10 protein-coding genes are annotated in these 13,436 nt (G+C 72.2%); 2 read left to right on the forward strand and 8 right to left on the reverse strand.

Translation table 11 applies throughout. The annotated features are described in order from the left end of the window. Positions 1–3: 3 nt before the first annotated feature. The gene (locus CRV15_RS33135; RefSeq protein WP_003963423.1) at positions 4–1,872 is read right to left on the reverse strand and encodes a caspase family protein; all 1,869 of its coding nucleotides are present in this window, start codon (positions 1,870–1,872) and stop codon (positions 4–6) included. Between the two features lie 174 nt (positions 1,873–2,046). Between CRV15_RS33135 and CRV15_RS33140 the strand changes: the two genes are divergently transcribed. After that, entirely contained in the window at positions 2,047–3,132 is a 1,086-nt protein-coding gene (locus CRV15_RS33140; protein WP_003952991.1) for a hypothetical protein, read from the forward strand. A gap of 69 nt (positions 3,133–3,201) precedes the next feature. Here the strand turns inward: CRV15_RS33140 and mnhG are convergent, their stop codons facing one another. The 7 genes from mnhG to CRV15_RS33175 form a co-directional block, all read right to left on the reverse strand. Then, entirely contained in the window at positions 3,202–3,594 is a 393-nt protein-coding gene (gene mnhG, locus CRV15_RS33145; protein ID WP_003952992.1) for a monovalent cation/H(+) antiporter subunit G, read from the reverse strand. Continuing rightward, entirely contained in the window at positions 3,591–3,968 is a 378-nt protein-coding gene (locus tag CRV15_RS33150) for an MrpF/PhaF family protein (RefSeq protein ID WP_003963424.1), read from the reverse strand. Before CRV15_RS33150 ends, mnhG begins: the two co-directional genes overlap by 4 nt. Next, on the reverse strand, positions 3,965–4,636 hold the full coding sequence (locus CRV15_RS33155) for a Na+/H+ antiporter subunit E (protein ID WP_003963425.1): 672 nt from the start codon (positions 4,634–4,636) through the stop codon (positions 3,965–3,967). Before CRV15_RS33155 ends, CRV15_RS33150 begins: the two co-directional genes overlap by 4 nt. A gap of 7 nt (positions 4,637–4,643) precedes the next feature. Then, complete coding sequence (locus CRV15_RS33160; RefSeq protein ID WP_003963426.1) at positions 4,644–6,404, reverse strand: Na+/H+ antiporter subunit D; 1,761 nt, start codon at positions 6,402–6,404, stop codon at positions 4,644–4,646. Between the two features lie 166 nt (positions 6,405–6,570). Further along, positions 6,571–7,146, reverse strand: a complete 576-nt coding sequence (locus CRV15_RS33165; protein WP_003952996.1) for a Na(+)/H(+) antiporter subunit C — start codon at positions 7,144–7,146, stop codon at positions 6,571–6,573. Beyond that, entirely contained in the window at positions 7,143–10,094 is a 2,952-nt protein-coding gene (locus CRV15_RS33170) for a Na+/H+ antiporter subunit A (RefSeq protein ID WP_003952997.1), read from the reverse strand. The genes CRV15_RS33165 and CRV15_RS33170 overlap by 4 nt, the downstream gene beginning before the upstream one ends. Positions 10,095–10,477: 383 nt before the next feature. Next, entirely contained in the window at positions 10,478–11,239 is a 762-nt protein-coding gene (locus tag CRV15_RS33175) for a hypothetical protein (protein ID WP_003952998.1), read from the reverse strand. 377 nt (positions 11,240–11,616) lie between these two features. Here CRV15_RS33175 and CRV15_RS33180 point away from each other — a divergent pair, with 377 nt between their 5' ends. Then, positions 11,617–13,431, forward strand: a complete 1,815-nt coding sequence (locus tag CRV15_RS33180) for a hypothetical protein (RefSeq protein WP_230864298.1) — start codon at positions 11,617–11,619, stop codon at positions 13,429–13,431. Positions 13,432–13,436: the final 5 nt, after the last annotated feature.

The raw sequence follows: 13,436 nt of genomic DNA on the forward strand, positions 1-13,436 counted from the left end.
GGGTTATGGCACCTCGGTGTGCAGAAGCACCTGGGCGGTGCCCCAGCGGCCGGGCTCCGGCGCCGGTCCGCCCGCGTCCCGTGCGCCGTCCGCCGGGGGCGCGGTGAGCCGGAGCAGCCCGCTGCCGCTACCGGTGCCGGGGGTGCCGTCACGGGAGGCGGAGGCGGAGTCGTACGACCACCGGGGGAGCCGGAAGGGCGCGAGATTCAGCTCGTTCTCGGCCACGACGACCTTCAGCCAGTCACGGGTGAAGGCACCGCTGACCACCGAACGCCCCGGGGGGAGGGTCAGCCACACCGGTTCACCGGCGCGCGCGAGCCCCGCGCGGCCGGGGCCGACGAAGTCACCGTCGAAGAGGTGCGGGGAGGAGCCGTAGCTGTCGGTGAGATCGAGGAGCACGCACCACAGCTCGTGCCCCGTGTCGTTGTGAATGCTCACCCGCACCTGCGGAGGCGCGCCCTCCGGGGTGTACGAGCAGACGATCGGCCCCTCCGCCGTGTACCGCACCCGTCCCACCGGGGTCTCCCGGACCGTGACACGCACCAGCGACGACAGCCAGGGGTCGGGGTTGGCGAGATCCCGTAGGTGCTGCCAGCGCGCGACATGCGTCAGACAGTCGACGACACGGCGCGCGTCTTCGGGGGTACGGAGCGGCAGCGGGGGTATGGACCGGCCGCCGCCACCGGAGACATGGGCGTGACCGCTGTTCACGACGGTCCGGAGCGGGTCCCCGTCGCGCTCCGTTCCGCTCAATGTCAGCAGGGGCGCGTCGGCGATCATCCGTTCGAGGGGTTTGACGGCGGCCGGCTCGCCCATGAGGGAGACCGCGACGGGTGGGAAGGCGAGCGCTGAGGGCGTCACCTCGTACACCCTGTCCGTGCCGACGGCTCCGGGGCGCCGGCCGACCGGCTCCACCAGGGCGGACTCGGCGCGCAGCGTACGGACGACGACCGTTCCGGGGCCGTCGCCGCGGGCGCCCCGTACGGTGAACTCGGCACCGGTCGCGCGCAGGCCGTGGGCCCGGCCGCAGTTGACCTCCCAGCCCGCCGCGGTGTGCCGCAGCAGGAAGGGGGAGGCCATGGCGGAGTCGCCGCGCAGGAAGCGGCCGTCCTCCGGGCCGCGCAGCTCGGGGTGCTGCCAGGGCATGCGGCTGTTGACGCGTTCCTCGGTGAGCGCGTGGACCGCCCCGTAGGTCGCACCGGGGCCCAGCCGGTCGAGGGTGGCGAGCACCGCATGGCTGAAACAGCCGCGTACCTCCCCGTACACCACGTCCTCGTAGGCGCGTTCATGAGGACGGCAGGCGGCGAGCAGGACATGCCGGGACGGCGCGGGCCCCTGGCCGCCGCCGTCGCGTGCCCCGCCGCCACCGCACGCACCCTCCGTGCGCCACCACGGCCGCCACTCCACCCCACGGGCGACGGCGCCCGGGGCGACATCGCGTGTCGCGCCGCCCGAGTGACAGCAGTCGAGCACGGCGAGGACATGGACACCGCGCGCGGCGATCCGGTCGAGGAGGGCGCCGAGTTCGGTGTCGCGCAGCAGGGGCTGCCCGCCCGGACGGAGACTGTCATGGCAGACGAGGGACCGTGACCGGCCGGTCGACGCGCGCGGGTCGTCGGTGTCCTCCTCGCTGCCGTGCCCGCTGAACCACAGCAGCGCGGTGTCCCCGGGCCCGCCCCCGGACAGGTGCTCCTCGATACCCGCCCGCACGGCCGCCCGGGTGGCCTCGGCGTCGTACAGCCTGCGGGAGCGGACCGGCAGACCGCTGCGACGGAGCCACTCCTCGGCCGCCCGGACGTCGTTCACACAGCCCCGCAACGGCTGCTCAGGGTAGTCGTCGATGCCCACGAACAGGGCGTACACGGTGTGCATGCGGGGATTCTGGCAGGGGCGGGCGGAGGCTGCGGGGCGTCGAACGGTCGTTGTCCGGGCGGGTGTTGGGCGTGGCGCGAAAACTTCGGCGACGCGATGCCTCCGTCCGATTGACTGGTAACCAGCCGGGCGGGACAGCCGTCCCGAGCGGAATCCCGAAACAGCAGGAAGGGCATGTGTGTGAACACCGGGGGAAACCGTCCGTATCCGCCACAGGGGCAACCGGGGCCGCAGCCCGGCCCGTACGGCTCGAACAACCCGTACAGCTCGAACAGTTCAAACGGCCCGTACGGGCCGCCGCAGCCGACGCACCAGCCGTCGCATCCTTATGCGGCACACCCCAGCAGCCCCTACAGCCCCTTCGCCCCACCGGAGCCGCACCGCTCCTCCTGGCAGCGGCTGCGCGAGGACGACTGGCCACCGCTCAGACAGGTCCTGCGGGTCGGCCGACAGCGCATCCCCGTCCGGATCTGGGCTCTGGTGCTGCTGCCGTGCACCTCGTGGGGGGTCCTGCCGCCGATGATGTGCTACGCGCTCGCCCGCACGGCCCGGCGCAGGGCCCGACAGGTCTTCCCGCCGTGGCGGGAGCGGCGGGTGCAGGATCTCGACGTGCTGCGCGTCCAGCGGGTACGGGCCTGGACCGCCGCGGTGATATCGCTCCTGATCCTTGTCGTGTACGGCGAACCGGGCGACTTCCAGGAGGCGCGGGACCAGTACTGGCAGCGGCTGCTGATCACACCGTGGCTGCTGCTGCTCAGCGCCCCCGTCGCGATCGCCGTCCTGTTCCGGATGGCCTCCCCCGCAGCCAGGGCCACGATGCGCCCCCGGCTGCGCGCGGCCGGGAAGTCCGCGCTGATCTACTTCGGCGCGCTGATGGCGGTACCGCTGCTGGGGGTGGCGGTGGTCTGGGCCCTGGAGTGGACGGGAGGCTTCGTCACCAACCCGTTCCTTCTCCTGCCGACCTACATGGCCCTGTGGGCCCCGGTCCTGTGGGTGTTCTTCTTCGTGGCCTTCGCGTCGGCCCCGGCCGTGCGCGGAGCCTTCAACACGGCCGAGGCCCACGCGGCACTCCCCGCGCTGCTCACCGCCGTGCTGGTGTGGGAGCTCACCCTCGTCGGCCTCCTGACGGCCGGCCTCCCCCCGGGCCCACCCCTGCTCCAGGCGGCGGTCCTCGCGGGCGGCCCGCTCTCGGTGACGGCGGTCGCCTGGTGGGAGATCCACCGCCTCCGCACCCGCCACGGAGTGGAACTGCGCGCCTGAGGTCCCGGCGGCCGGGGCCGAGGTGACCTCCGCGCGGTGGGCGGCGCGACCGAACGGCGGGGACGGGTGTCAGGAGGCGGTGCCTCCGGGGAACGCGGTGTCACCGCCGTCGGGCCTGCGGCTCAGCTCCTGGTCCAGCTCGTCGAAGACCAGGCCCTCCCGTCCGGCGTATCCGGTGCGGTACGCCACCCGCGCCACCAGATGGGCCGCGACCGGGCCGGTCAGCAGTTGGAAGAACCCGATCAGCCCCAGGGTCCCGAGGTCGATGCCGCTGCGCAGCCGCAGTGCGACCCCGCCGAGCACCAGCAGCATGCCGAGCGACTGGGGGTTGGTGGCGGCGTGGCTGCGGGAGAGCACATCGGGCAGCCGCAGCACACCGATCGCGCCGAGCAGGGCTACGGCCGCCCCCAGAAAGAGGAGGACGGCTCCGGCGGTGTCCGCCGTCTGCTCCCAGCCGCTCATCGCGCCCCCTCGCCGGAACCGGAACCGGAACCAGCCCTGGAACCGGAACCGGCGTCGGCCCCTGCCCCGGGTTCCGGATTCGGTTCGTCCGGGGCGCGGTCCCGCACGGCGATGAAACGGGCGATCCCCACCGACCCCGTGAAGCCGAGAAAAGCCACGACCAGCATGACCGGGAAGTACGAGGCGTCACGGGTGAACGCCGACCGCACCCCGATCCCGGCGATCATCAGCGCGGCACAGACGTCCAGGGCCATCGCCCGGTCCAGCATCGAGGGACCGCGCCCGATCCGGATCAGGACGAGCGCCCCCGCGACGAGGATCATCACCCCCGCCGCCGTCAGCAGGACCTGGTCCACGGTCCGGGCCACGCTCATCGTCCGTCTCCGCGGGAACCTCGGCCACCGGCCCCGGGCGGAGCTTCGCCGGGCCGCCCGGTCCCTGACCGCCGCTCCCACGGCCGGGGGTCCGCGGCGACCCGGGCGATCTCGTTCCGGTCCCCGAAGGCCCGGACGACCAGCTCCTCCATCCGCCAGACCGACCGCCGGGCACGGTCCGCCGCCTCCGGATCGTCGGCCTCCAGGATGTGCACATACAGGGTCGCGCTGGAACGCCGCACCTCGACCACCGATCCGTCGGGGACGTTGGAGACGGCGACCGCCGTAGCCGTGAGCATCAGATCGCCCCGGCAGCGCAGGGGCACCGCGAGCACGCCCGCCCGGTACGGCCTGCTGTCGAGCATCTGGCGGGCGACCATCAGGCCGGAGGTGTACATGTCGCCCAGCAGATGGACCACGAGCCGGACGATGCCCCAGGGACGCAGCCGCAGCCCCAGATCGACCGCGGGCAGCGGGAAGACCAGACACAGGACCACCGCGACGAGCACCCCGTTCAGGACATTGGCCCAGCTCACATTCCCCCAGAGCAGTACCCAGACGACGGCGAGCCAGCCGATCAGCGGCAGATCCAGGACCCGGCGCCGGCGGCCCACCACCGCGAAGCTGAAGGGCGAGAGATCGGGGTCGCGGAATCTCAGGGAAATCATGGGGATGTCACCGGCCGAGCACCGCCTCGATGTAGGGGGAACGTTCCAGGAGTTCCGCCGCCGCCCGGTCGGTCAGCGAGGTGAGCGGGCCGCCCAGGACCGTGTACGCGAGCGAGAGCAGGACCAGGGCCGCGGCCGCCCAGGTCATGGCGGGCGGCAGCCGGTCGGTGGTGACGGTGATCGCGCGGCCTGCGAGAGTCGCGGTCACCGCCTGCCCCGCAGGGCCTCCTCCGCCCCGGCGCGCACCCTCGTCCCCCTCCCCGGCTCCATGGGTCCCCCCGTCCCCGCCCTTGTCCCCGTACCCGTATCCGTTCTCCTCGTTCTCGTTCTCGTTCCGGTTCTCGTGCCCGCGAGGGGGACCGCCCGCGTGGACGTCCCCGCTCTCGTCGCCGCAGTCGTCATGTGTGTCCCCCTGCTCCAGGACCGTGCCCCGCTCGGGCCGTCCCGGCGGCGCGGAGCGCCAGAAGGCCAGATTCCAGACCTTGGCCATGACGTACAGCGTGAGCAGACTGGTCAGTACGGCGGCGCCGACCAGGGTGTACGACCAGCCGTCGGCCTGTGCGACACCGGCGCGCAGCAGTTGCAGCTTGCCGATGAAACCCGACAGCGGGGGGATACCGGCCAGGTTCAGCGCGGGCAGCAGAAAGAGCACGGCGAGTGCTGGAGCCGCCTGCGCCAGTCCGCCGACCCGGGTCAGTTCGGTCGTTCCGGTTCGGCGCTCGATCAGCCCGGCCACCAGGAACAGGCCCGTCTGCACGGTGATGTGGTGGACGACGTACACCATCGCGCCGCCGAGTCCCTCGCGGGAGCCGACCCCGATCCCGAAGATCATGTAGCCGATATGGCTGACCAGGACGAACGACAGCACCCGTTTGAGATCGGTCTGCGCCACCGCCCCGAGCACCCCGATCACCAGCGAGGCGAGCGCGGCGGCCAGCAGCAGATGGCTCAGCCGGTTGCCCGGGAAGAGCAGGGTCTCCGTGCGGAGCATGCAGTACACGCCGACCTTGGTGAGCAGTCCGGCGAAGACGGCGGTGACGGGCGCGGGCGTGGTGGGGTACGAGTCGGGCAGCCAGGCCGCGAACGGGAACACGGCCGCCTTGACGGTGAACACGGTCAGCAGGGCTCCCTCCAACAACGTCCGGACCCCGAGCGGAAGTTCCGTCAGCCGGACCGCGAGTTGCGCGAAGTTGACGGTGCCCGCCGCCGCGTAGGTCAGGGCGATGGCGGTGAAGAACACCATGGAGGAGACCAGGGAGACCATGACGTAGGTGGAACCCGCCCGCAGCCGGGACTCGGTACCGCCCAGCGTCAGCAGAACGAAGCTCGCCACCAGCATGATCTCGAAACCGACATAGAGGTTGACCAGGTCCCCGGCGAGAAAGATGCAGGAGACACCGGACACCAGCACCAGATAGGCCGGGTGGTAGACGGCGAGCGGGGCGCGTTCGTCCCGGTCGGCCATGCCCTGGCCGAGGGAGTACACGAGGACGCACAGCGTCACCGCCGACGACACCGTGAGCATCAGACCGGAGAGCCGGTCCGCGACCAGCGTGATCCCGAGCGGCGGGGCGAAGCCGCCCAGATGGACGGCGAGCGGCCCCCGGGTGTCGGCGGCGATCAGCAGAACGACGGACAGGGCCAGGACGGCGGAGAGGACGACGACGCCGACCACCCGCCGACCGCGCGGGAAGCGGGTGCCGAGGGCCAGTTCGAGACCGGTCGCGAGCAGCGGCAGCAGCACCGGCAGGGGAACGAGCGCGTTCATCCGTCACTCACCTTTCTCCGGTTGCGCCGGTTGCGCCGGTTTCTCCGGGCCGTCGTGTGCGGCAGGTCGTCCTGTCCGCCGTCCGGAACGTCATGACTGACGTCCCCCGGCCGGGTCCTCGCCGTCATGAGCGCTGTCCGGGACGCCGTCGTCGCGCGTGTCGTCGTCATGTCCTGCCGTCCAGGACGTCGTCCGGGTCCTCGCCCAGAATGTCGTTCCAGAGGTCCCCCGACGCGTCCCGTGCTCGCGCCTGGAGGGCCCGGTCCTCCCGCAGAACCGTGCGCAACCGCCGTCGTTCCGAGCGGTACGCGGCCCGGCTCCCCTCCGGGCGGTGGCCCCGGGGCGCGCGCCGCTCCTTCAGCGCGGCCCGCTCCTCCTGCACCTGGGCGCGGAGCGCGATCCTCCGGTCCTCGACGTCGTCCTGGACCTCGTCCGTTCCGGTCACCCGCAGGGTGCGGTACGCCATCGCCAGCAGGAACGCCGTGGTGGCGAGGGTGATGACGATGGCGGTGAGCGCGATGGCCTGGGGCAGCGGGTCGGTCACCCGCGTGAGGTCGACGCCCGGGTACAGCAGCGGCGCCGTTCCGGCGGCCCCACCCGCGGCCAGCATCAGCAGATTGATGCCATTACCGAGGATCACCGCGCCGATCAGAATGCGGCTGAGAGCCCGCATCAGAATCAGAACGCCTCCTACGGCGCACAGCACTCCGGCGGTCACGAGGAGGGTGAGACTGACACTCATGAGTCCGCCTCCGCTCCGGCGGCGTCGGGTCCCGCGGACCTCCGCGGCGGCGGGCCCTGCGCCGCGGCCTCCCGCGCCGCGGCCTCCCGTTCGATCTGCCGGTCCACGCGGGCGCCGAGCGACCGCACCACATCCAGGACCACACCGAGCACCAGCAGATACACCCCGGCGTCGAAGAGGACCGGCGTTCCGATGTGGATGTCGCCGAGCAGCGGCAGCCGCCCGTGGTGGGTGAGCACGTCCAGAACGGTGCCTCCGGTGAGTCCGAACAGTGCGACGCCGGTGGAGAGGACGAGGCCGCAGCCCGTGAGGAACCCGGGGTGCCAGGGGGCGGCCTCCCCGAGTTCGAACCGGCCGCCCGCCAGATAGCGCACCGTCACCGCGGTGCCCGCGACCAGTCCGCCCACGAAACCTCCGCCCGGCAGGTTCTCCGCGCAGAACAGCAGATAGACGGAGAGCACGAGGATGGGGTGGAAGACCAGCCGGGCCACCACCTCGAAGACCACCGAGCGGTGCTCGGGGGCGAGGGTGCGGCCCGCGGCGAGCCAGGTGCGCTCGGGCGCGTTGTCGTCCGGCGCGAAGACGGGGGCGCGCGCCCGCGAGCCGAACGACCACGCGGTACGGCCGCCCGGCGCGGCACCGACCGCAGATCCGTTCTCGCCCTCGGGCCCCGTTCTGCGATGGAAGTAGATCAGACTGGTCACTCCCACGGCGGCGACGGCCAGAACTGCGGATTCGCCAAGGGTGTCCCAAGCGCGGTACTCGACCAGAATCGTCGCCACGACATTCTTCACCCCGTGCCGCGCGGTGTCGTACACCAACTCCCGGCCCGCCGGATCCGCCCGCCGGGCCGCGGCCACCACCCACAGGGTGAACGCGACCGCCGCCGACAGCGCCAGCGCCAGCGGCACCCTGACCCGCAGCCGCCACGGGCTGATCGTCTCCTGGAAGTACACCGGCATCCGCCGCATGACCAGTACGAGCACCAGCAACGAGACCGTCTCCACGGCGAACTGGGTGAGCGCCAGATCGGGCGCGCCCTGCACCACGAAGAGCAGCGCTGTGCCGTACCCGGTGAGACCCGCCATGACCACGGCCTTCATCCGCCGCTTCACCTGGAGGCACATCAGCGCCGCGGCCCAGGTCAGCACGGCGATCGCGCCTTGGGCGGGCGAATCCCACAGCCGTGGCGGGACGGCGCCGTGCCACGGCCGGTCCACGGCCAGTACCGCGAGCAGCCCGCCGAGCATCACCAGGAGCACGGTGGACAGGTAGACCGGGAGCGAACCGCGCTGGAAGAAGCCCGTGACCTGGAGGGCCAGCCGTTCGAGCCCCAGCAGCCCCAGTCCGTAGACCCGGTCGGCCGTCGGCCACGCCACCCGCCGGGACAGCCGGACCACCCGCTCCCGGGCCAGGAACAGCACCAGGCCCACCGCCCAGGCGGCCCCCGACAGCAGCAGCGCGGTGCCGAGCCCGTGCCAGAGGGAGAGCCGGTAGGGGTGGGCGGGCGCCGGGAAGGCACCGGCGTACGCCCCCAGCAGGCCGTTCAGCCAGACGACGCCGGGCCCGAGGACCACACAGCCCGCCGCGAGCAGCGCGGGCGGCCCCAGGAACAGCCCGTCCACCCGGTGGACGGGGGTGTCCGCGAGCCCCGGTTTGCGGGCGAACGCCCCCCAGAGGAAACGGAGGGTGTACGCGGTGGTCAGCGCCGATCCGACGGTGACGACGGCCAGGGTCCAGCGGTCGGCCGTCCCGCCGTGGCCCAGCGCCGTGAACGCCGCCTCCTTGGCGGCGAAGCCGAGCAGCGGCGGCAGCCCCGCCATCGAGGCGCCCGCGAGGGTCGCGACGACGGCGACCCGGGGGAGCGCCCGCCCCACCCCGGAGAGCGCGCGCAGATCCCGGGTGCCCGCCGCGTGGTCGACGATCCCCGTCACGAGGAACAGCGGTGCCTTGAAGAGCGCGTGCGCCAGAATCATCGCGGTGGCGGCCAACGCGGTGTCCCGGTCCCCGGCACCGGCCAGGACGGTGAGAAAACCGAGCTGGCTGACCGTTCCATACGCGAGCACCAGTTTGAGGTCCCCGAGCCGCAGCGCCCGCCAGCCGCCCAGCAGCATGGTCAGCGCCCCGAGCACCAGCAGCACGGGCCGCCACGGGGGCGCGTCCGCGAACGCGGGTGCCAGCCGGGCGATGAGATAGATCCCGGCCTTGACCATCGCGGCGGCGTGCAGATAGGCGCTGACGGGCGTCGGCGCGGCCATGGCGTTCGGCAGCCAGACGCTGAACGGCCAGATCGCCGACTTCGACAGCGCGCCGACAAGGACGAGCAGCACGGCGACCGACACGGTCGTGGACGGCGCGGGCGGGTCGGCCACCAGGGCGGAGATCCGGTAGGTGCCCGCCGCGTGCCCCAGCATCAGAAAGCCGACGAGCATGACGAGACCGCCGAAAGCGGTGACGGTCAGCGCCTGGAGTGCCGAACGTCTGCTCTGTTTGCGCTCGCTGCCGTGCCCGATCAGCAGATAGGAGAAGACGGTGGTCAGCTCCCAGAACACATACAGCAGAATGAGATCGTCGGCGAGGACCAGGCCGAGCATGGCCCCGGCGAACGCCAGCAGATGCCCTGCGAACCGCCCCAGCAGCGGGGTGCCGTCGGAGAAGTACCGTACGCAGTAGACGAGCACCAGCGCGCCCACCCCGGCGGCCAGCACCACCATGAGCAGCGACAGCGCGTCCAGGCGCAGCGCGATCCAGACGTCGTACGCGGGCAGCCAGGCGATCTTCCAGTTGACCGTCCGTCCGGCGGCGGCCCCCGACCAGTGCGCGGCGGCCCACGCCGTGGCGGCGAGGGGCGGCAGCGCCAGCACCAGGAAGGCCCGTACGCCGAGTCGGCCCACCAGCGGGCCCGCGCAGGCCGCGAGGAGGAAATGGCCGAGGATCAGCGCTGCCATAGGGCCCCGGACCTGGACCGGGGCGCCGGCCCGGGGACGGACCCGCGCTCGGAGGCGGGCCCGGGCCCTGGGACGGAGCCGCGCTCGGAGGCGGACCTCCGCTCGGGGACGGAGCCGCGCTCGGAGGTGGACCCGGAGGCGGACCCGGGCCCTGGGACGGTCCCGGGCCCGGACACCGATCCGCGAAGACCGCGGGTCACCTTCTTTCGGACAGGAGGCACCCGGTATTGCTATAGGGGTTCGGCCCGTCATACGCACCGGCACGCCGAAGAACCTCCGACTGAGCCCCGACTGAGCCCCGACCGGAGCCGGGGCGGCTCCCCGCCGACCCGGCGTCGCCCCGGTGTGCTCCCCGCGCGGCCCCTCGCCGTTCGGCCCCGCGGTCAGCCCCCGCGCGGCACGGTGTAGTAGCCGTACGCGGTGGAGCCTGATCCGCCGAGTTCGAGGACCATGACGGTGCCGTACCGGGCGCGGGCGGCGGCGACGGTCCCCGGGGACGGCGGGGTGGTCTCGCAGCGCTGGTAGGGATGGGCCCCCTTGGCGGGACACGGCGTCGGCTCCTCGGCCAGGTACCGCAGGGGCAGGTCCGGCCGGTCCCAGTCGAGCCGCAGCCCCGGGGCGGTGAGTGTCGGCGCGGGCAGGAGGCCGCCGTCCCGGTCGCGTCCACGGCCGCGGTGGTAGTCGAGGGCGTACGTCACCGTTCCGGCCGCGTGCGGCATGTCACCCCCCGACCCGTCCCGCACGCCCCAGTCCGCGATCCCGGCGGCCTTGATCCGCGGCAGCACCGCGGTCACATCTCCCCGGACACCGACATACGTGAACGTCCGTATCTCGCAGTGGAGGGCGTCCGAGGGCCGCTGCGGGTCGAAGAGCGACCCGTCGGAGGGCATTCCGCAGGTGTCGGTGAGACGTGTGAGCACATGTTCCACCCCCTCGACCGCCGTCAGCCGCTCGACCAGGCCGCGCGCCTTCCGCTCCTCCGCGTCCCTCCGGGATTCGGCGGCGGACGACGTCGCCTGCTGCCGCAGTTCCTCCCGCGACGGTGACGGCTCGGACGAACAGGCCGTCACCAGCCCCACCAGAGTGCCCACCAGGAGCAGCCGACCCGCCCGGCCCCACCGCCACCGCGCCACGCTGTTCTTCATCCGCGCACCTCCGGTGCCCCACTCTTCGCCAGGGTGATCATGGACAGCATGAGTACACCTACTCAGATCCCGCTGTCGACAACGCTGTCGGACCGGCCCGCCGCGCGATCCGGAGATCCGGCGCGCCGAACGGGTGAAGCTCTCGAACCCGCATGATTCCTCCCTTCTCTCTCTGCTGTTGGTTGGCCGAAAGCCGACTCATCACCGCCTCCACCCCACGCCATAATTGCGTCCACTTCTGGAGGCTTTGCTCAGGCGTAACACCTGCGCGGCAACAGGGGCTCTTGCGTACGCGGACCTGAAGGGAGCCCGGTCCTTCCGCACCTGAGCGGTTGTTCAGCGGGGGGCTGACAGTGGACCGAGGCGGAACTCAGGAGTTGGCGGCACGCCTTTTCGTGCCTTCTGAGCAGTGGGGCTGGGAGTACACCCCGCCCGCGCCTCTCGCCCCCAGCCCGGAAGCGGAACAGGCACCCGTGTGGCAGGAGCCCGTACCCCCGGACCTGAACGAGCTGGAACAGCGGCTGGAACGCGGCAGGCGCCGATTACCGTTCCGCGTCCTCCTCACCGTGATCGCCGCCGGAGGAACCGCCTCCATGGTGTCGGCGCTCGCCGGAGCCTTCGCCGTCGTCCTCGGCGGCATGCTGTCCTATGTCCTTCCCGTGACCCTCCCGTCCCACCAGATCAAAGCGGCCACACGGCACGCGGCAGCGGACCGCGACGCCCGGTACGAGCAATTCCAGCGCGTACGCCGACTGTGGCGGGACCGCGTCGAAGCCCACGACCGACAACAACGGGCCGAGCGGTACGAGAGCCTCCTGTGGCACCCCGTCCGGCTTCCGCAGGGCCCCAGCAGGGTCGATGTCTTCGGCGGCACCAGCGATGGATGGGCCAGCCTCCTGGCGACCTGGGGAGCCTCCGTCATCCAGTCCGGCTCCCGTCTGGTCGTCTTCGACCTCACCGAACAGGACGTCGTGGGCGGCCTGGAAAGCCTCTTCCACAGCCGGGGCAGGACCGCGCGCCTCGACCTGCCCGCCGGAGCCGGACGCTTCAACGTACTGGGCGGACTGGACGCGGACGAGGCCGCCGACCTGCTCGCCCAGGCCGTTCACACCCTGCGCCCGACGGAAGGCCAGGGCGACCTCCGTACGATCCACGCCGACCTCCTGGAGACCGCGATCCGGGAACTGGGCGGAATCCTCACCTTCCAGCGCGTCACCGCCGCCCTGGATGTGCTGCGCCGCACGTATGACGCCGCCACCGACGGCCCCCTCAGCCTCGACGAGCTCACCCGGCTGACCGCCGGAGTGGACCGTATCGGCCAGGGCGAACGCGTCCAGAACGAGCTGCACTTCCTGATCAGCACCCTGAGCCTGCTCGCCCGCGACGAGGACACCGCCCCGCCCCCGCCCTCCCCGCCCAAGGGCACCAACTCCCTTCTGTGGCCACCGACCTGCCTGGCCGTCATCTCCACCGCCCACCGCCGCCACCGCTGCAAGGACTTCCTCGACCGCGTGGTCCTCCAACGGCTCCTGCACGACCTCCGCAGCCAACCCGTCACCGGCCACGACAGCATCCTGGTCATCGCGGGCTGCGACCACCTCGGACTGGAGGGCCTCGAAGCCCTCGCCCGGCACTGCCGCCGCGCGGAGATCCGCCTCATACTCCTCATGGAACGTCTCCGCGGCGAACTGCGTGAACTCCTCGGCAGCTCCGACAGCGCCGCCGTCCTGATGCGCCTGGGCAACGCCCAGGACGCCACCGCTGCCGCCGAGTTCATCGGCCGCGGTCACCGACTCGTCCTCAGCCAGCTCACCGCCCAGATCGGCAAGAGCTTCACCACCGGCACCGGCCACTCCGAGGGCACCAACGACAGCACCGGATGGAACACGGGCACCGCCACCAGCCGCAGCGGAAAGGACTGCTCCCACTCCACGAACCGGTCCCTCACCGAGTCCCGTGCGCAGTCCTGGCAGGAGACCGTCAACCACTCCTCATCCGACTCCACCGGCCACAGCGCGACCCAGGCCCGGGTGTACGAGTTCACCGTGGAGCCGACCACGCTTCAGGCCCTGCCCACCACCGCGTTCGTCATGGTCGACAGCAGCGCCCCGGGACGCCGTGTCACCCTCGGCGACTGCAACCCCGGCATCGTCCTCCTCAACCGTGTCGCCCGACCGCACCGGACCGGCTGAGGAGG

The sequence above is a fragment of the Streptomyces clavuligerus genome, assembly GCF_005519465.1.
GTDB classification, from domain to species: Bacteria; Actinomycetota; Actinomycetes; order Streptomycetales; family Streptomycetaceae; genus Streptomyces; species Streptomyces clavuligerus.